At 70.4% G+C, this 19,889-nt stretch carries 12 protein-coding genes and 1 tRNA gene; 2 read left to right on the forward strand and 11 right to left on the reverse strand.

The features are described from left to right. Positions 1-114: 114 nt before the first annotated feature. Both QSK39_RS51790 and QSK39_RS51795 read left to right on the forward strand, forming a co-directional pair. A complete protein-coding gene (locus QSK39_RS51790) occupies positions 115-690 on the forward strand; it encodes a CGNR zinc finger domain-containing protein (protein ID WP_285485228.1) in 576 nt (191 codons plus the stop codon). 29 nt (positions 691-719) lie between these two features. Continuing rightward, a complete protein-coding gene (locus QSK39_RS51795; protein WP_285485229.1) occupies positions 720-1,718 on the forward strand; it encodes a quinone oxidoreductase family protein in 999 nt (332 codons plus the stop codon). A 58-nt stretch (positions 1,719-1,776) separates the two neighbouring features. On the opposite strand, the gene QSK39_RS51800 is transcribed toward QSK39_RS51795, so the two are convergent. From QSK39_RS51800 to QSK39_RS51850, 11 genes are all read right to left on the reverse strand, one after another. Beyond that, positions 1,777-3,399: a WD40 repeat domain-containing protein gene (locus tag QSK39_RS51800; RefSeq protein ID WP_285485230.1), complete on the reverse strand. Its 1,623-nt coding sequence runs from the start codon at positions 3,397-3,399 to the stop codon at positions 1,777-1,779. Positions 3,400-3,607: 208 nt separating this feature from the next. Beyond that, the gene (locus QSK39_RS51805) at positions 3,608-5,029 is read right to left on the reverse strand and encodes a M1 family metallopeptidase (protein ID WP_285485231.1); all 1,422 of its coding nucleotides are present in this window, start codon (positions 5,027-5,029) and stop codon (positions 3,608-3,610) included. 175 nt (positions 5,030-5,204) lie between these two features. Next, a complete protein-coding gene (locus QSK39_RS51810; RefSeq protein ID WP_285485232.1) occupies positions 5,205-7,037 on the reverse strand; it encodes a hypothetical protein in 1,833 nt (610 codons plus the stop codon). Next, a complete protein-coding gene (locus QSK39_RS51815; protein WP_285485233.1) occupies positions 7,034-8,116 on the reverse strand; it encodes a GTPase domain-containing protein in 1,083 nt (360 codons plus the stop codon). Before QSK39_RS51815 ends, QSK39_RS51810 begins: the two co-directional genes overlap by 4 nt. Beyond that, positions 8,113-9,099 (reverse strand): serine/threonine-protein kinase, encoded by a 987-nt coding sequence (locus QSK39_RS51820; protein WP_285485234.1) that lies wholly within the window; start codon positions 9,097-9,099, stop codon positions 8,113-8,115. Before QSK39_RS51820 ends, QSK39_RS51815 begins: the two co-directional genes overlap by 4 nt. Further along, on the reverse strand, positions 9,100-11,280 hold the full coding sequence (locus QSK39_RS51825; protein ID WP_285485235.1) for a hypothetical protein: 2,181 nt from the start codon (positions 11,278-11,280) through the stop codon (positions 9,100-9,102). A gap of 10 nt (positions 11,281-11,290) precedes the next feature. Beyond that, a complete protein-coding gene (locus QSK39_RS51830; RefSeq protein WP_285485236.1) occupies positions 11,291-14,428 on the reverse strand; it encodes a tubulin-like doman-containing protein in 3,138 nt (1,045 codons plus the stop codon). A gap of 106 nt (positions 14,429-14,534) precedes the next feature. Next, positions 14,535-15,566 carry a hypothetical protein gene (locus QSK39_RS51835; protein WP_285485237.1) on the reverse strand — a complete coding sequence of 344 codons (1,032 nt, stop codon included), beginning with the start codon at positions 15,564-15,566 and terminating at the stop codon, positions 14,535-14,537. Continuing rightward, positions 15,563-16,612 carry a DUF4407 domain-containing protein gene (locus tag QSK39_RS51840; RefSeq protein ID WP_285485238.1) on the reverse strand — a complete coding sequence of 350 codons (1,050 nt, stop codon included), beginning with the start codon at positions 16,610-16,612 and terminating at the stop codon, positions 15,563-15,565. Before QSK39_RS51840 ends, QSK39_RS51835 begins: the two co-directional genes overlap by 4 nt. An 11-nt stretch (positions 16,613-16,623) precedes the next feature. Then, a complete protein-coding gene (locus QSK39_RS51845; protein WP_285485239.1) occupies positions 16,624-18,969 on the reverse strand; it encodes a vWA domain-containing protein in 2,346 nt (781 codons plus the stop codon). Between the two features lie 832 nt (positions 18,970-19,801). Next, positions 19,802-19,874: transfer RNA gene (locus QSK39_RS51850), tRNA-Ala, on the reverse strand. Between the last annotated feature and the right edge of the window lie 15 nt (positions 19,875-19,889).

The raw sequence follows: 19,889 nt of genomic DNA on the forward strand, positions 1-19,889 counted from the left end.
CGGTGTCAGGGGGCTGCCAGAACTGACGACGCGGCGGAGGATTTCTGATCGGTCGAGCAGTGACCTCGCCCACAGCACGACCCATGAAATAGTCAAACGCGTCATGATTATTTCATGACCTGGCTCGCGACCGAGCGCTACGGCCTGGTGCCCGCCCCGGGCGGCCTGGGGTTCGTCCACGACCTGCTCAACACCCGGTCCGCGGGCCGTCCCCGCCGGCCCGACCTGCTCGCCGAGGTGGCGTCGGCGCGGGACTGGGCCGGCGCGGCGCTGGCGGCCTGGGCCGGGGAGACCGGCCAGGACGTACCCGCGGTGGCTCTCGGCGAGGACGACCTCGACCCGCTTCGCGACCTCCGCGTCGATCTCCACGCCCACGTGGCCCGACCGGCGATACCGCTCCCCGAACACCAGGCCGGGGTGGTTCTCCGCCTCGGCTCGGACGGCCGGGTCCGGCCGGAACCGCGCGGCACCGGCTGGCGGGCCCTGGCTTCGGTCGCCCTGATCGCGATCGGGGACGCCCAGGCCGCCGATACGTGGCGCCGTCTCAAAACCTGCCGCAACCTCCGGTGCGAGGCCGCGTTCTTCGACCGCTCGCGCAACAACAGCGGCACCTGGCACGACGTGCGCGTCTGCGGCAATCCGGCCAACCTGCGCGCCTACCGCGCGCGGCACCGTTCCGAAAAGAACTGAAAGCAGAACACCTGTTTCGGAGGTCTTCCATGCGCGCGATCCAGTACGACGAGTTCGGCGACTACGACGTCCTCGAAGCCGTCGACGTCCCCATCCCGGTCCCGGGCCCCGGGCAGGCTCTCGTCCGGCTCACCTTGGCGGGGGTGAACCCGCTGGACGACACCGTCCGCCGCGGCAAGCTTCCCGCGGCGGCCGTCCGGCCGCTGCCGATCCGGCCCGGCGGGTTCGGCGTCGGGGTCCTCACCGAGCCCGGTGCCAGCGGGTTGCCGGCCGGGACCCGGGTCGTGCTCAGCGGCGGCCGGTACGGCTTAGCCGCCGACGGCGCGTGGGCCGAGTACATCGCCGTCGACCCGCAGCACGTCCTGCCCATCCCGGACAGCGTCGACGACACCGCCGCGGCGGCGCTCACCGCCGCGACCGGGCACCTCACCGCTTACCTGGCGCTCACCGAGCTCACCGGGTTCCGGCCCGGGCAGACCGTCCTCGCGCCCGGTGTCGGGGGCGGTGTCGGGCAGGGCGGCGTGGACGTCGCCCGGGTGCTCGGCGCCGGCGTGGCCATCACGACCGCCACGGGCACCGCGAAGGCGGAGCGCGGCCGCGCGGCCGGGTTCGAGGTGATCGACCTGTCCACCGAGTCCCTCCGCGACGGCGTGCACCGGCTGACCGGCGGCCGAGGCGTCGACGTCGTCCTCGACGGTGTCGGCGGCTCCGTGACCGGCGCCGCGCTGGGCGCCCTGGCCGTGGACGGCACCCTGGTCAGCATCGGCTACGCGGCGAGCACCCGCACCGAAATCGACGTCACCGACCTCATCTGGAAGAACACCCACATCCACGGCTTCCGGTTCGCGCTGTTCACCCCCGAGCAAATCAATGCGGCGAACACGCACCTGCTCGAAATGCTCGGCCGCAAGGAGATCGTCCCCCTGGTCGACCGCGTGTTCCCGCTGGAGCAGGCCGCGCAGGCGCAACGCCACCTCGCCGAGGGAGGCCCGTTCGGCCGCGTCCTCCTTTCGCTCCAGCCGGCGTGAGCGTCCTGGTGGTGGCAGCCGCACTGCCACCACCAGGACCGATCAGCGGTCCTCCGCGTCAGCCGAGCCGCCAGAGGTGCACGTCGCCGTCGTGGTTGCCGGAGGCCAGCAGGTTCCCGCCGTGGGTGAAGACGACGGTGGACACGACACCGGCGGGCCGGTCGGCGTCGAGCCGCCGGCTGCCGACCGGCCGGTTCGGGTCGGAGACGTCCGACAGCCAGATACCGCCCTCACCGCCGTGGACGAGAGTGCCGCCGTCGGGGCTGAAGGCCACCGAACTGATGACCCCTCCCGAATACTTCGGGTGCCGTCCCCGGTGCACGGGCCGGCTCGTGTTCGCGACGTCCCAAAGCCAGATCCGGCCAGCGGGCACGAGGTTGTAGCCGACGATCGCGATGTCGGTGCCGCGCGGGGAGTACGCCGTGGCGACGACGTAGCTGGCGATCGAATCCGTCTCGCCGCCGAGGGCCCGAGGTGCTCGCGGTTCGGTGACGTCCCACAGCCAGAGCTTGCCGTTGTACCCGGTGCCCGCGAGCACGGTCCCGTCCGGGCTGAAGGCGAGCGAGCCGATCGCGTCGTCGGGGTTCGTCCCCGCGTGCAGTTCGGCCACCGGGCAGGGGCTGCCGGGGTCGCGGACGTCCCAGAGGCTGATCCCGCCGCCGGTGCCGACGGCGAGGAGCTGCCCGTCCGGGCTGAAGAGCGCGGCGCGCAGTGAGTCGGTGTAGCAGGTGATCGGTTTTTCGAAGCAGGACGACGATCCGTCCGGGGCAATGCTCCAGAGCCATACCTGGGAGCACATGCTGCCCCCGTTCCCGCCCACGGCCAGCAGCGTCTCGTGCGGGTGGAAAGCCACGGACTTGACGTCGAACGGGCTGTCGACCGTCAACGGCCGGCCGGTCGCCACGGGGTTGGCGCTGTCCGTGACGTCCCAGAGCCAGACGGTTCCCTCGCGGTCGACCTCCACGCTGTCGCCGCCCACGGCGAGCAGGGTGTCGTCGGCGTTGAACGCCAGTGACCGGAGGTTCTTGGACTGCCGCGGTAGCGCCACCAGGCCGCTGTGCCCACGTGGCGCCGCAGTGCCGGCCGGCGAACTGTGCCGCGTCGTGCTGCCGGCTTGCTCACCGCTTTCCCCGTGGTGGTCGTCGGGCAGGCAGAGCCAGGCGATGGCCGTCGTCTCTTTCGCCCGCACCCTGATCTGGCGGTAGACCCGCGGATCGATGGCGCGGGACTGCCGCACCACCTGCTGGTAGAACCAGTCCGACGTGACCACGGCCAGCACGCCTCGCGAACCGGCCAGGGCGTCCTTGACCACGTCCGCGTCGCGCAGGCGGGTGGCGTGGATTCCCGCTCGGGACGACCAGATGCTTTCGCCGGTCTCCCCTTCACCCGAGTCCAGCGCCATCCGCAGCCGCATGTGCGCGTGGGGGTTCCGGCTCGCGTTGTGGGTCCGGATGCCCCGGCTCAGCGAGGTGGGCACCGCGACCACGAGGAGTTCCTTCGGCACGGTCGCCGGGACCGTGATGAACAAGGCGTCCCCGTTGGGCTGGCAGACGCACTCGTCCCAAGGTATGCCCGCCTCGACCAACGCAGTCCGGACCACCTCCGGCAGTGCTTCCATGACTTCGAGCCGGTCGCTGTTGGTCCGGCACTCGTCGGAGAACCGCTCGACATCGACGGTCACGACCGTACGATGCTCGGTCCTGCCCTTCCCATCGTCCTGCATGCACCCTCCTCGCGCTCGCATCAGCTCGTGCTGATGCACGTGCAGCAAGTGTTCGGGGTAGGCGCCGCGTCGGACAGGGGGAATCGGCGGGCGGTCGCGGCGATCTCAGTCGACAGGAGGACTGACGAATTTCGATCACCTCTTGTCGCGTTCGCGCGACCGCTCGTCAGAGCGTCGGCTTGCCCGGCTGGTAGAGCCAGGTGTGGAAGAACGAGTCGAGGTTGCGGTTGGTCAGCCGCTCGACGAACTGGATGAACTGCCGCGTCGAGACGTTGCCGTACCGGTTGGCCGTCGGCCACAGCGTGAGCACGCGGAAGAAGGCGCGGTCGCCGATCTTCGTGCGCAGCGCCTGCAGGGCCATCGCGCCGCGGTTGTAGACCAGATCGTCGAAGATGTGGTCACGTCCGGGGTCGGCGACTTTGCCGCTCCAGTCCTTCTCGTCGGCGTAGGCCTTCGCGAAGGTCTGCTGCACCGGGACGTTGTTGAACTTCTCCTGGTAGAGCCATTCCGAATAGGTCGCGAAGCCTTCGTTGAGCCAGATGTCCGACCAGTGCACCGGGGTGAGGCTGTCGCCGAACCACTGGTGGCCGAGCTCGTGGGCGAGCAGGTCGCCGTCGACGTCGCTGGTGCTCTGGTCGTAGACCGGCCGGCTCTGCGTTTCGAGGGCGTAGTCGACGCCGACGTCGGCGATGATGCCGCCGGTCGAGTCGAACGGATACTGCCCGTACATCGAGGATTCCCATTGGATGATCTGCGCCGTGGTCTGGTTGAACACCTTGCCCTGACCGGGTTTGGTGTCGATCGACTTGCCGATCGCGGTGATGTTCGGCAGGCCGCCGGCCGCCACGCCGCGGGTGACGTCGTAGCGGCCGATCGCGAGCATGCTCAGCTCGCTGGCCATCGGCCGGTTCATGGTCCAGCGGAAGGTGGTCTGGCGACCGTGCGTGGTGGTGGGCCCGGGTTCGCCGTTGGCCAGCACGGTGAGCCCGGTCGGCACGGTGATGGTCTGGGTGTAGGTCGCCTTGTCGTCGGTGGTGTCGTTGACCGGGTAGTAGGTCGCGGCGCCGATCGGCTGGTTGAGCGCAACGGCGCCGTCCTCGGTGGTGACCCAGCCGGAGAGCCCCAGCGCGGGGTCGTCGATCTTCTGCGGAACGCCGCCGTAGCTCACCGAAACGACGAAGGTGCTGCCCCGGCGCAGCCCGCGCGGCGGAGTGATCACCAGCTCCTGGGCACCACTGCGGGTGAAGGCGGCGTTCTGGCCGTTCACGGAAAGCCGGCTGATCGTCAGCGGCCCCTGAAAATCCAGGTCGAAGCGCGAGAGGTCCTGAGTGGCCGTGGCGAGAATCGTCGTGGTGGCATCGATGGCCTGGGACGCGGGATCGAAGGCCAGCCGGATGTCGTAGTGCCCGACGTCGTAGCCACCGTTGCCCATATCGGGGAAGTACGGATCCCCGGCGCCCGCCGCACCGGGCGAGTACCGCGGCGCGGTCGCCGCATCGGCTGCCGGACTCGCCACGGCGAGCAGACCGGCGGAGAGCGCGCAGGAGAGGATCACCAAGTGACCACGGCAACGGTTGGCACCACGCATGGGTCCTCCTCGGCAGGTCATCGACGCTGAAGAGTAGGTCCGACCCGCCACAAGGATCAACCCCGTTGCGGCGCGCTGGAAGTCCGGTTCGGGCGGTTCCTGACCGGTTGTGCCACAAAGATCTTCGATCCCGAAACGCGCCGCCGCCCACCCGTAACCGACCACGGCACGGAGCTCAGGCATCGTTCAGCTCGAGCCCCCAATCCGCGACGCGGCGGACTCCGATGTGCCCGGCGGCCTGGTCAATCAGTCCCGGCACCTGACCGGGCGGAACCGGCACCGCGACCGGCACCGCCGCCGGGATCGCCGGCGGCGTGTCCCATCGGCACAGCCACGTCCCGCCCTGCGCCTTTTCGCACGGCGACTGCGGGTAGTACAGCTCATCCGCCTTGTAGAAGGAGAACACCCGGTACCCGGCCGGTACCGCGCCGGCGACGGACTTGCTGACCGGCTCCGCCACCGCCGGCTGGGTGGGCACCGGGACCGTCGAGGGGACGGCCGCCGGGGCAGCGGACTGCTCGGTGGCGGGTGAACGACCCGCGAGGACTCCGAGCAGGAACACCACCGCCAGCAGCGCGACGACGGCGACCACCGAGATCAGCGGCAGGTATCGGGCCCGCTTCGCGCGCTGGACCAGCGGGGCCATCCGGCGCCGGCGGTTCGGCGCCACGAACGGATCGTCGTTCCGCCATCGCTCGAAGCCGGCGTCGCGTGCGTCATTCGGGCTGCGTTTCTCCACTGCCCGTCCCAGGAGGTGGGCGAGCACTTCGGACTGGCCCCGCCGCAGGTACTCGGCCGCGTGCTTCAGCGCCGTTCCGTCGTCGACGTCCGACAGGGATTTCCCGTAAGCGGTCTCCAGGACCTGCGAGCCGAGCTGCCGGACGAGGTCGGTTTCGACGATGCCGGCCAGCGTGTCGAGCGCCCGTACGTCCAGTTCACCGCGCACCTGCTGGCGGATCTGCTTCGATTGGCACAGGGAGCGCAACCGCCCGAGTTCGGTGGTGAACTTCTCGAGCGATTCGGCGTTCCGCAGTGCGGTGGTGTGCTGCGTCGCGGGTTCCTGTCGGCGGTTCGTCACTCGCACCTCGCCGCCCGAGCGCGTGCTGTAGCCGTTCGCATGCCCATCTTCGTGGCTCTCCCAGGGTGTTCCGCTGTCGTACCCGGCCGGGGCGCCGGCCGCGGCCCTGCCGGCCGGCACCGAGTCGAGCGCCGGCTGCCGCTTGACGAACCGGTCGAGGATCCGGGTCGCTTCGTCCAGGTTCGGTCCCTCGCCGGTGTCGTTCTCCAGGTCGACGACGACGCGCTCGACCACGCCGGGACCCGAGGGCCGCTTGCTGAGGAAGACGAGATCGGGAAGGTCCACGACACTCGTGTCGTGCGTGTCCTCGTAGGTCGAGAAGGAATCGAACGGCAGGTGCCCGTGCCGGGCGAGGCGCTGGTCCTCCACGACGGCACGCAGGACGACGATCATCATCAGCCGGCAGTCGTCCCGGCAGCCGATGATGCTCACCGGGCGCCCCGGTTCGTCCAGCATCCGCGCGAGGATCGCCGCGACGTTGGTCCACCAAGCCTGAGCGTATTCACGGGGGTCCTCGGAAACGCCGCAGGTTTCCGGGTCGACGATGAGCCGGGCACCGTCGCGCACCGATTGCTCTCCGCCGCCCAGGAAGCCTTTGAGCGCGAAGCCGAGCGCGACGGACGTGGTGAGCGAGCCCGACATACCGATCAACGCCCGCGAATTGTTGCGCCCGGTCGAATGAGCCGACGACACCGTGCGGTACAGAAGCGCCGCGGTGCCGCCGTCGAACCGGAAGTAGGACCAGGCCGTGTCGGGCACCGGGGCGTTGCCGATCGGCAGCATCCGCACGTGGTCGATCAGCCGGATCTTCCACTTCTGCGCCTCCTGCTCGGAAGCGAACGAATAGCCGAGCAGCTGCACACCGGGTCTCTCGTTCGACCACCCGAAAACGGCCTGTTCGACCTGGAACTGGGTCCGCGTGCCGGTCATGGTTTGCCCACCTTCTCCGCCTCCACCCCGGGGATGACCCCGGTCATCGCCAATATCGAGACCAGGGGCTCGAGCACCCGGGTCGGGCGGACGCCCCGCGGGAACCACTTGTCCATCGCTTCGCCGACGGCGTCCCCGCCGCTCGCCGAAACGAAGTGCATCGTGGTGCGCGCGAACGACTCGAACGGCCGGAGTGACGCCCCGGCCCCGATGTGGTGCAGGTAGGCGTAGACGTCGCGGCTCTCGTCGCGGATCCTCGCGGCGTCCAGCACTTGCTCGTCGCCCCTCCGCAGCCACCGGTCCGCCGGCGGCTGGTAGCGCAGCCGGTCGGACTTGGTGACGGCGATCGTGGCGGGCAGGGCACCACTGCCGTCGATTCCCTGCAGCCGCTCGATGGCGAGGTCGAAGGACTTGTTCTCGCTCGCCGCGGCCGGGCGCCGGGTTTCCAGCGGGTCGTCGGACGCGTGCACGAAGATCACCGCGTCGGCCCCGACCAGGAACCGCGACGCCCGGTTGCGGGCCTCGGGGCTTTCGAGGTCTTCGCCGGCGACGTCGAAGAACGTCACCGGACGTTCCCCGCCCGGGCCCCGGAGGAGCAGGATGTCCGCCGCGTCGATGATGCCGGTCTTGGTCGCCGGCAACGCGCCTCCTCGCTCGAACCGCTCGATGTAGTTCTCCCGGAAGTGCGCGTGCCTGCGGAAGTCGAGCGCCGCCGCGGTGATCCGGTAGGGCCGCAGCCCGCCGGTGTACGCCTGGCGGATCATCGCGGTGAGCAGATGCGTCTTGCCCGACGTCGAGGCGCCGACCAGGCCCACCACGAGCGGATCCGCATAGTTCGCGTAGGTGGCGGGCAGGAAGTGCCGCGACGTGTCGCCGGACGGGTTCGGGCACTCGCGGTAGCCCCGGCGGGCGAGGTCGGCCTGCTTGGCGGGCGACAACGCCGAGATGTCGACCAGTTCGTAGCGATCGTGCTCGGCGTTATGCAGCGAGACGGTCGGCTCGTCCGGCCAGAAGAATTCGTCGGCGCAGATCGGGCACCGCACCCGTCGCCCGGAGATTCGCTGATCGGGGTTCGTCACAGGAACACCGCCAATCCGGCGATCACGCCGGCCGCCAGGACAACGGCCGCCAGGAACAGCAAGGCTGCCTTCGAAACGGAGCCGGGCGGCCGCACCGCCACCGGGCCGGGTGCCCCACGCCGGTCGGTGCTGATGCGGTCGAAGATCAGCCGTCCCTCGCGAAACGCCTCGTCCGGGCTCGTCGTGGGCACCGAAGGCGCCGGCGCATGCAGTTTCTGCAGCAGTTCCGCGGCATGCGGACGCAGTTCGAGGGGTTTGTCGAAGACGTCGTCCAGGAGCACGCGGAGCCGCTCCGGATCACGGCCGCGATCCAGCGGGACGGCGTCGCTCGACGTCGTGAAGTGCAGGGACCGGATCAGCTGGCCGGCGGCCCAGAGGTCGTCCCGCACGTCGGCCACGCCCACGCCGGCGGCCTGCTCGGGTGACCGGACCGGTGCCGTGCCGCCGACGACGCGCGGCTCGCCGGCTCGTCCGGCCGATTCGAAGTCGACGAGCTGCACCTGCCCGTCGGACCAGCGCACGGTGTTGATGCCCACCGCGCCGTGCACGACACCGGCGACGCCGGTGAGGTGCAGCGCCCGCAGCAATCCGATCTGGAACTGCCGTCTCGCGGCGTCGTCGAAGCGCTTGACGCTCGCCGCCGCCGGATCGCCGAGGTAGGCGCGCAGGAGCACGAACGGTTCTTCCGTGTCCATGTTGTAGGCGACCAGCTGGGGCAGCTCCGCCGGGTGGCGATCGGCGAACACCTGCGCGATCCGTGTCCCGGCACGCACTTCGTTGTCGAGCACCTGGTAGAGACGCGGGTGCCGGCTGCCGTCGCCCGGCGACACGAACTTCCGGACGTACAGCTGCTCGTTCGCCTTCACGAGCTGCTGGCTCAGCACCGATCCGGGGGAGACGAAGTCACTTCCGAACGTCAGGCGGATTTCCCGCAACCGTCCGGTGACGTCGCGGCACCGCACGGTCTCCTCGTTGCCGTCCATTCAGGACACACCTCCCCATGACTTCCGGACGGACTCGGGTCGCAACGGCAACAGCCGGAGTGCCCCCACCACCTCACCGCTTTCACTCCAGATGATCCGGGGGTCCGTCGTGACCGGCCGGGCATTTCCCTGTTCCTCCAGCACCCGCCGCAGCTGGGCGGGCGCGAAGCGGATCAGCTCCGGGTCGTTCACCGTGCGGAGGAACCGGAGCTGGGCACTGCGGCACAGCTGCATCAGGACGGCATCGGCGCCGGTGCGCAGAACGGCCGGGGACTCCGCCGACTCCGCCCAGACCCGTGCCGTGAGCGCGTCCCGCGGCCGCCGGTCGCGGCCGAATTCCGGCGCCGCGAGCAGCCCTCGCTGCCGCACGTGGGTGTCGTACCGGTGCAGCAGGCGATCGAGTCCCTTCGAGAGCACTCCCGGCGTGACGTCCCGTCCGCTTTCGGTGGCCGGCCACACGGGTTCCAAGGCCGCCACGGCCAGGTCGGCCAGGTCGCCCCGGACGACGTCGTACAGCTCGGGTGGCACCGAGTGCCGCGCTTCGCCGCCGGAGTCGTCCGACACCACCGCAAAAAGCCGCTCCCGGGACCGTTCCAGCTCCTGGGCGACCTCTTCGAGGCTCACCGCCACTTCGGTCGCCGCCGTGGCGATCGCGCTGTGCCGTCGCATCGGCACCCATTCCCGGCCGACGGCTTCCTCGGTCAGTCCGGTCAGCCCGGACATCGTCTCGAGCAAGGCCGCCGCGGGCACCGCTGCCTGCCAGCGGCGCACAGCCGAGCGCCAGCTGAGAACGACGACACACGCACTGAGGACGACGACCACGAGGCTCACCGACTGCGCCACCAACCGGGGCACCAGCGTGGAAAGTGCCGCCACTTCGCCGGCGAGCCGGGCACCCACCCCGGCGACGGCCGCGATCGCGTAGCCCAGCAAGGCAGGCAACGCCGTGGCCGGGAACCCTCGCTCGCCCGTGGGCACGGGACTGCGGCTCAGGAGCAGCCAGCCGGCGCCGAACCAGCCGGCGGCCAGCAACCCGCCGGCCACCCAGCCGGTCGGGCCCGGACCAAGCAGGACGGTGAGGGCCAGGCAGCTGACGAAAATCCAGGGAATCGCCGCCAAGGACAACGGCCACCTGCTGAACGGGGGCATGGCCAGCGCCAGCACGGGGTGGTTGCGCACCTTGTCCAACGTGGCCGCGCACCCCTGCGGTGCCGCCGCGGCGGCGGCCATCCGCAGCTCCAGGGCCAACCCCGGCAGCGACGCCCCGGCTCCGATGCGGCGGTCGACGTGATCGCGCAACGCCGTCACGACCGCCCGGCCGTTCGCCTCCACCGGTGCGGGTACACCGAGTTCGAGGACGTCGTCGACCAGGGGATGCCCGGTCTCGAGGTGGCCGTCGACGCGGTTGAGCACCTCGGTGAGGTACAGGCGGTAGTTCTCGGCGGCCGCACTCGCCCGCGCGAAGTGCTCACCCAGCCGGGCCGTGGGACGCTGGGCGCCGAAAACCGCCTGTGCCGTACCCAGCCGGACGGCCAGCTCACTGGTCCGGCGCACCCAGCGGGCGGCTTCGGTCCCCGCGGCCCGCACCGGATCGGTCAGCACTCCTCGCTCGGGCAGGCGCTCGCCGCCCACACCTCGCAGGTCCGGCACCCCGGCCGGGGACGCCGCCGGCTCGAGCACCCCGAGCCCGCGGACCACGGCGTCCCGGGCCTCCGCGAGTTCCCGCCCGGACGGCCCTACCGGGACGACCCGCACTCCGGGACTGGTCGCCGGGCCGGTCCGCTCGGCTGCGGCGACCACCTGGTCGAAGACCTCGGGGACGCGCAGCGCCGCGATGAGGCTGTCGAGCGAATCCGTCCCGGCCGCGGCCGGGCGCGGTGCCTCGCTGCCCGGTGCCCACTCGACCCCCCGGGTGTCCCCGGCCCACAGGATCGCGGCGTACGTCAGCGCGGCCGGCACGTCCAGCACCGCACCGTCGTGCGGACCTCCGGTGGCCGTGCTTTCCCCGACGACCACGCACACGATCCCGGTCACCATTTCTTCGCCGGTGAGCGCCAGGTAGGTTTCCGCGTGCTCGACGAGCGCGTCCGCGTCGTCGAGCACCAGGATCCGGCCCGCGGGCTCGAAGGGACAGCGCTCGCCCGCGCGCAGGTCGACCAGAACCACTTCCGTCATGTCCATCCGGGATTCCTCATTCCCCCAGGCCGTGGGTGATCTCGATCTGCTCGCGCAGATCCACCAGGCTCTTCGTCGTCGCACCGACCTGCAGCCGCAGTGCGGCAGGCAGGGAACGGGACCAGAACTGCTGCACCACCGCCAGCTGCGGATCCTTCTGGAGCACCCGGTTCTGTTCGGCCTGCTTCACCTTCAGCAGTTCGGACTCGGCGAGGTCGACCAGCGTGGTGAACTCCGCCGCCGGCGGCATCGGCGCCCGGCCGGCATCGAGCGGCACGGAGGACATCAGCCGAGCCGCGAGGCTGCGCCGGGTGGGGTTGTCGTCGGTCAGGATCCAGTTTTCGTAGGCCTGCAGGACACTGGCCCACGACGAGAGCGCGCCCAGCGCGCTCAGTTCCAGCTTCATCGCCACCGACTCGCGACTTCCCAGCTCGACCGTGATGGACTTGGGGCTGGCGAGGTCGCCGGACACGATGACCTTCCCGTCCCAGGCCGCGCACAGCAGGCGGTGCAGGACGTGGGCGCGGTCCTGCTCGCCGATCAGGAGGTACCCCGCGTCCTGGCTCAGGCGACGACGCCACGGAAGGCTGTCCTGGGGATGCGGCCGGTGCTGCGCTTCCGCCCACAGCTTGACGACGCGACGCAGCTCGGGCACCTCGGTCACCCCCATGGAGCTGCGGTTCAGCACGACGACGATGGCGTCCGCCTGGACGGCCCGGAACTCGGGCTCGCCGATCATGTCGATCGGCAGCGAGACCTCCCGGCGCAGGAACCGCTCGATGTCGTGGTTCTCCTGCGCCGCCGGATAGGTGAACAGCGCCTTGAGCGGCGCGTTCCCGTCGGGGGCGAACCCTCCTGGGACCAGTTCGGCCAGCTTCTGCCGGAACCGGTCGAGATCGGCCTCGGTGAGGCTGTCGTCCCGGCGCCGCACCGCGTTGGCGAGCAGGTCCTCCATGCGCGGGACCAGCGCGGGACGGGTCCGATCGGACGGCCGCAGCTGTTCGGACACCGCTTCCTTGATCCGCTGGCGGACGTAGGCGACCGCGTCCTCGGGCTCCTGCCTGCCCTTGGCGTAGGCCGCGGCCCAGCCGTCCTGTCCGAGCAGGAGGTTCAGCAGATCGCCTTCGTGCGCGTTCGGCCCGAGGTGCTGGCTGTATTCCTCCTTCAGCCGGTCGAGAACAGACTCGTAGAAACCCTCGAGACCGTGGTCTTCGGGTGGCAGGAGGTAGGCGACGCCGACCCGGGGCTTGTAGAGGTCCTTGGCCCGCTGGTCGAAGGAGCGGGGCTCGTTGCGCGCGTAGGCGACGAACCGTTCGTGGATCGCGCTGAACTCCTCCACGAAGGCCTGCCACGGGCGCGTCCACATCCGCCGGCTCTCGTTCCACGCCGCGTTCCAGATCCGCCGGGTCTGCCAGGCGTACCAGATGTCCTGCTGCCGGATGACGGCCTGCACCGGCTCGTCGGCGATCCGGAGCCGCTGGGTGAGCTTCCTCGGCAGGTTCTGCGGCAGCGGCGGGGCGGCCGCGTGGAGCCCGGGCGGCGCGGGTGGCGGCGAACACCAGTTTTCGAGCAGGGAACGGAACCCGCTGCGGTCGAGCGGGTCGGTCAGGTCGCGGTGGCCGAACACGGCCCGCTGGAGCCGGAACAGGTCGAGGTCGCGCAACAGCACTTCGGCGGCCTTCGCCGGCATGAAGCTCTGGGCCAGCGTCGCGACCGGGCCGGCGAGCGTGTCCGGGCCGCGTTCGATGTTGACGCCCATGGCGTTCGCCCGCTCGGTCAACGCGGCGAGGACCGGTCCGTACCCCACCGGGCTGCCCTGCGGCGGGATGCGCGCCGGGCTGGCCTCGAGGATCCGGTCCAGGCCCGAAGCGGTGACGAACTGGCGGATGTGGCTTCGGTTCGACTCGGCGGCACCGGGTGGGACGAGCAGCTCGTTGACCGCGTTGGCGAGCAGGTGCGAGCTGACGGCTTCGGTGAGCTCCAGCAAGGGGGTGGTGAGCGCGGCCACCGCGCTGGTCGTCACCCCACGCCGGCCCACTCCCGTCTCCGCGGTGGCGTGGCGGTCCACCTTGCTGTTGATGAACCCGTCGGCAAAGCTCTGGTACGGCCGGTTGGCCCCTTCGTCCTCGTCGCCCTGCTCGGTCGGTCCCGCTCCGACCAGCGACGTCATCAGCGAGACCATCGACCGGTTGAGGTCGTCGCGGCGGACCCCGCCGACCGGGCGCCCGAAGAGGAACGCGGTCTGGATCGTGTTCGGCAGCAGCTGGACCTGTTCCAGCTGGGGATACCGCACGGCGACGGCACCATGGGTTCCGTGCGCGTCCAGTTCGTCCGGCGACCCCTGGGCGTTCTGGTCGTCGATCAGGCGGAACAGGTCCACCAGCGCGGAGCCGGCGTTCAGCTCCGCGGGCCTGCCGCCTCCCTGACCGTCGTCGAACGCCGACGGCATGAGGACGAGCGGATAGATCTCGGCTTGCTTCCCGCCCCGCTGCATCAGGTCGCCGATCAAGTGCAGGTAGTCGTAGTAGATTCCGCTGCCGGTCCCGCCGGCGACCGAGAACACGACGAACACGGTGACGGTGTCGACCCGCTGCGTGCGCTTGCCACTCACGACGAACAGGTCCCCGGCCGATTCGTTGATGTCGGCGATGGCCTGCTTGACCCCGAGCAGGGCGGTGTCCGGGTTGCGGCGGATCGTCTCGAACAGCACGCCCCGACCGACCGTCGGCAGCTGACCGGCCCCGCGGACCAGCGGGCCGATCCGCGGGTCGCTCTCCTTGGCCGGGAGCCAGCTGATGGTCTCTTCGTCGGTGTTGATCCGCAGGCTCTGCGCCACATCGGCCGAGTTGGCGAGGCGGGCGGGCACGAGATCGGTGATGAGGTGCATGGTCTTCTGCGCGGCGGGATCGTGCTCGCGGCCCGGCACGACCTCCCGGCGCACGCGCTGCAGTTCGTTGGTGCTGAGGTCGGCGTACACGAACTGCAGGCACGACGGCAGCTGGTACGGGAGGAAGTTCGGGTTCTGGACGTCGCCGAGCAAGCGGGTGCCGTCCGGACCGCACAGTTCCTCGCGCAAGCGCTTCTCGAGCTCCGCACCGACCTTGCAGCCGGTTCCGCCGAGCCCGACGAACATCATCGGCTGGTAGATCCTCATCGTGTGTTCCCCTGTTCAACGGGCCGGTCGACGGCACGACCGGCGGATGTCTTCGGCGCCCCTGCACGCTCGGGAGTGGCTCCTCCGCGTGCCCGGCCGGTCCTGTTCACGAGTCCTCCTCCGGCGGTTTCTTCACGCCGCGAACGCGCTCCAGCAGCTGCTCGACCTTGGCCAAGGCGTCCACCGCGGACATGAGGTCTTCGTAGAGCCCTGGATCACCGCCCGCGTCACGGTTCGACGTCGCCGCGAACGCCCGCATCCCCAGCGCCCGGCGCAGTTCCAGGCCCTCGGCGCCGAGGGGCTGGATGTAGGCGGTCAGCGAATGCATCGCGATGGCGAGTTCACCCGCCCACCGCGCCGAAGCACGGTGTCTCGACGACTCGCGCATGAGGTACGCGGCCAGCGCGGCGAGCGGGACCGTCGCGGAGAGCCGGAGGACTTCGGAGCCGAGGGTGAACTCGGTGCTGAGGAAGTTGAGCACGATGAACCCCGCGGCCACGGTGACCAGGAGCGCGACGACCGCCACGCGCAGCCGGTCCGCTTTCCGCGCCTCTTCGTCGGCGTGGTCCGAGTAGTGCCGTCCCACGCTCGTGGCGCCGACGGCGCCGGCCGCTTCCCTTGCCACGTCCAGTGCGTGCGCCGTCTCGTCGAGGAGCCACCGCGCCTTGAGCTGCCGGCGGATCTCGGCCACTGCCGCCTTGGCGACGGCGCGGTTGGCCGGGTCCTCCTTGTCCTTGACGAGCGGGTCGTCCAGCATCTCGGCGAAGAGATCCACAGTGGACTCCGCCACCGTCCGCAGCTTCCGGGCCTGCTCCGCCAGCCGGTCCAGCACCTTGCGCTGCCGGTCCGGGCCCGCCTTGCCGACCGCGAGCAGGCAGCTCCGGAACTCCTCGAACGACCGCTGGATCGTCCCGATCGATTCGCCGAAGCCCGGGTCCGACCGGAGCCGCCCCTCGATCACGTGGCCGGCGCCGTCCTTCAGGACGTGGCAGACCACGAATTCGGCGATCAGCTTGGCGTCGTCGATCGCACTTTGCACCGTCTTGTCCTTGGGTGCGCGCCACTCCGCGTTCACCGACGTGTGGAACTGCTCCACCGCGGCGCGCAAGTCCTGGAACGCCTGCTCGTCGACCGTCACCGCGCCTCGTCCTCCGGTTCGGCCGCGGCTCCGTTGCGGCTCTCGACGTACCGGTGCCAAGGAGTTCCCCGCTTGACCGAACCGGCAGCCGTCCCGAAGTCCAGGTCCCACTGCTTGAGCCGGCGGTGGCCGAAGCGCAGGAGCAGCGCGAGGAGAATCCAGTCCACCACGAAGAATCCGGCGAAGACGCCGACGTAGAGCACGAGGAACGACGTACCCCGGTCGTTGAAGAACCGGTCCACCGCCGCGCCGGCGGGCTGATCACGGGGCGGGGTCGCGGCGGCCAGCCGGCGGTCGATCTCGGTCACCCGCGTCCTGGCCGTGCCCTGCTCCGAACGCACCAGGCCGGCTTCGCGGGTCACCTCCGCCTTCCTGGCCTCCAGCTGCGCCGAGACTTTGTCCAGATCTCGCTTCACACCGTCCCGGTACTCGACCTTCTTGTAGTAGGCGAGACCACGGCCGGCCACCCTGGTACCGCAGGTGCCGTCGAGCTCGCACAGCACGTCGTGATCGGCGCGCTGCAGCTCGCTCCCGGTCGCCGTGACCTGCCGGTCGAGCCGCACGGCCTCGGGGTCCCCCGCGGAGTCCGGGATCGGCCGGGCGAGAACGGACTGCAGATCGGCGCGTTCGTCCCGCAGCTGCTGGAGATCGCTCGCCGCCGCTGCTCCGGAGGCCGGTACCGAAGTGCCCATGCCGCCGATGAACCAGAACACCGCAGCGGCCGCGACGACCACCCCTTCGAGCACCGTGAACACGGTTCGCCTGCCCGGAAGCCGCCACCGGCCGGGGTCACCGGCCTTGACCTCGATGGTCCACGAGTTGAGGGCGCTCTGGCCGACCACCCAGCCGATCATGAGCGGCAGCGTCAGGAAAACGGGCAGCCGGAAGCCGAACAGGACGGTCGCGGATCCGCCGATCGACACGACCAGCGCGAGCACGAACCCGGAGGCGCTCAACCACATCGGCCGCGTCTCGCCGTCCGCAGGGCGCACCTGGGCGGCGGAGTTCGATCGCCTCGCGCCGAAGGCGTTCCACGGGCTTGCCATTCCTCGCGCTCCTAGTCGGTCGCGAACGGGTTGCTGGGATCGTGGTACGAGCCGCCCCCGGCCGGCGGAACACCACCGAACGGCTGGTCGGAGAACGGGTCCCCACCGGTGGCGGCGTCGTGGCCGCCTGGGCCGGCGAACCCGCCCGACGCCGACGACACGGGCGCGGGGACGCCGGGGCCCGCCGGATCGGCGAACGGATCGGCATAGCTCCGGGTGTCCGACGGCGGCATCCCGCCCGTCGTGCTCGCTCCGCCGAACGGGCTGAAGCCGCTGTCCACGACCGGGCTGCCCACCACTCCGCTGACCCGCTGGTCCAGGACCACGAGCACGTGCTCGTCGCCGAGTTCGTGACGCTGGCCGGGAGTCAGCACGACGGGCTCTCCCCGCGGCGGCGCCAGCCGGACGTTCGGACCGGCTCGGCGGACGCGGTAGACCTCCGCGTCGCCCGGTCCGGCCGGGTTCAGCTGCCGCGCCGGGAAGTCCTGGTAGATGACGAACGCGAACTCCGCCGCCGCGCCGTCCTGCGGCTCGATCGCCGAGATCTCGGTGTCACCCTTCAGGAGTTGCACCTGCAGATCCCGCACTTGGCCGGCCGACCGCCGCGCCCGGACCTTCATGACCGCGAACACCAGCAGGCCGGCCAGCACGATGCCGAGTGCGACCCACACCCAGAAGAGCTTCTCGAGGATGGTCGGCTCCGGCTCGACGTCCGTCGCGAACAACCGCTCGGCAACGGTCACCGGCGCCGCGCCGTCGGTCACCACCCTCAGGGTCGCGGCGTTGGACCCCTCGACGGTGTCCGCTCCGAACCGCAGCGTGAACGGGATCGTCGTGACGCCGACGGGCACCACCGCCGAGCCGGGCTCGACGCTGATGCTGGCCCCCGCGGTCGGGGACGCGATCTCCAGCCGCGCGGGCACCGGCCTGCCGGAGTTGTTCGTCATCGCGATCGTGCCGGTGACCGTCCCGCCCGGGTTGACGGCGGCGGTGTTGGTGTCGAACAGGATCTGCGCCTGGACCGGGGCCGGGCCGTTCTGGACGCTCGTCGAGAGCACCCGGGTGTCCCCGCCGATGCCCACCCCGGTGACCGTGCCGGTGAAGGTCAAGGCGCCCGTCGCGTCGGCGGGCAGGCCGACCTGTCCGGTGAAGGTCCCGTCCCGGTCGGGGTCGGACAGCGTGACGTCGCCCAGTGGCCGGCCGGACGCCCCGGTCACCACCGTCTTGAAGGTGAGGCCCTGCAGTGTTCCGGCGTCGGTGACCGCGCGGTTCCTCGCCCACACCTGCATGGTGACGTCGACCGGCTGCCCGGCGGCCGGCTGCGGCGGGTTGACCGTGAGGTACGCCTTGACGGTGGCCTGGTAAGCGACGGTCGCCGCCACGTCCTGGGCGGGCACGTCCGCGGACGACAGCCGCACCGTCCAGCGGCCGGGTTCGGGATCGGTGATGCGCAGTGCCTCGGTCTCCGTGTTCTGACCGGCGAATTCGAAACGGGAACCGCCCGCGCGGGGTGCCGGCGTCGTGCCGCTGGGCGGCAGGTATTCCACCTGCACCCGCGGGTCCCGTTTGTAGACCAGGATCGAGGCGTCGCCCGCCACCGGCGGAATTTCGACGGTCAGTTCGACGGATCCGCCTTTCGGCACGTTGCCGGTGTCCAGCGGACCGTATTTGACGCAGCTCGCGGAACTGAACGCCTCTTGCACCGCGGCGGTCAGTTCGGCCGAACTCGGCGTCACCTGTTCGTGGGGATCCGCGACGCTGGGCGTGCAGCTCTTGCCCTTCGCGAATCCGTGCAGGGCCGCGTTGTCGACTTTGCCGAATCCCAGCGGCCACACCTGGGCGCCGGCGCGGTCGAGGTCATTCAAGGTTTCCTGGACCTTCGCGGCCGCAGCGCCATTGCGGCGTGCCGGGGTGTCACCCCAGGCCGGACTGTCCGAAACATCGAGCTTGCCGTCGGTCAGCAAGAAGATCAGCTTTTTCTCCGGCTTTGCGGCCCCGACGAAACCGAGAGCCTGCTGCAGCGCGGTCGCGTGGTCGGTGCCGTCGCCTTCGGCGGGAGCCCGCCGGTGCAAGCCACCGATGCAGCCGGCGAGCGAGTCGCGTTGCTGGGCGGAGTCGAGAGCCGTCGGCGGGCAAGCCACCTGCACCGCACTCTGTCCAGGGCCGTTCGAGCTCCCGAAGCCGACCACCGAAATGACCGAACCTGGAGCGAGTGCGCTGTACACGATCGTCCGGGCCGCTTCCTTCTCGCGGGCCACATCGGGTTCGCCGAGACTGCCGGACTCATCGACCAGCACCACCACTTGAAGCGCGGGCAGCGCCGAATCCTGCTCTTGACCGGACGCACTTCCCGACACCGGAAGCCACAATGTCGACAAACCCACGGCACCAACCAGAAGACGCACCAATCGGCGTTTTCCGGTTTCCCGCACCTTCATATCCGACTCCGATTCCGACATTCGCCATGGTCGATCGAGCAGTGCTGAAGTCGCTCATCTGCCGGAACCCGTTACACCAAAAGGTCACGGTCGCATATCACGCGGCGTAGTCATGATGCCGCGCCCATCGAAATTGTCGAGAATCTGTCCGGAAAACGGAAAATAGCGAGCGAGGACCGGGTGGGCACCGTGAATACTCGACGACCCGGCTGCCGGCAGAGATGACGGAAAGGCCTGGGACGACGGCAGTCTCGGGGGAGGAAAGCTGCCGCCGTCCCAGGTCGCGGCGGGGTGCCGCAGTGCCGATGTCGAGCCGGCGCTCTCGGCTGTTACGGCGTCGAACGCGCCCGCGAACGAGTGCGCGTCGCCGTGGGCGCAAGGCGGACTGTGCGCCGGGCTCGCCCCTAAGCGAGCCCGGAACGCCGTAACCCCTGGTGGCATCCTCCGGCGCCCCGGTCGCCGGTGAAACCTGCACCTCCGCCATTCGTGACGAGGGGTGCAGATCGCGAACACCCACCCGGGGGACGTCCGGCAACATTCGCGAGACGTGCCGGATGACATTTTCGGCTGCCCTATCGCGGTTGGGAGGGGACAGCGTCAGCGGCACCGTTCACGAGCGAGGTGCTCCAGAAACGCTCCAGCAGGGACGCCGGCGCACCGGTCAAAGCGGACCATGCAAGATCGGCCCAGGACACGAAGAAGCCCCTCCGACCGGCCGACACGACCTGATCAAAGGGGTTCTGCAAGAGAGTGGAGCTAAGGGGACTCGAACCCCTGACCCCCTCACTGCCAGTGAGGTGCGCTACCAGCTGCGCCATAGCCCCGGAGCGAAGGTGTAC

The sequence above is a fragment of the Amycolatopsis sp. NBRC 101858 genome (genome assembly GCF_030269325.1).
Lineage (GTDB): Bacteria > Actinomycetota > Actinomycetes > Mycobacteriales > Pseudonocardiaceae > Amycolatopsis > Amycolatopsis ponsaeliensis.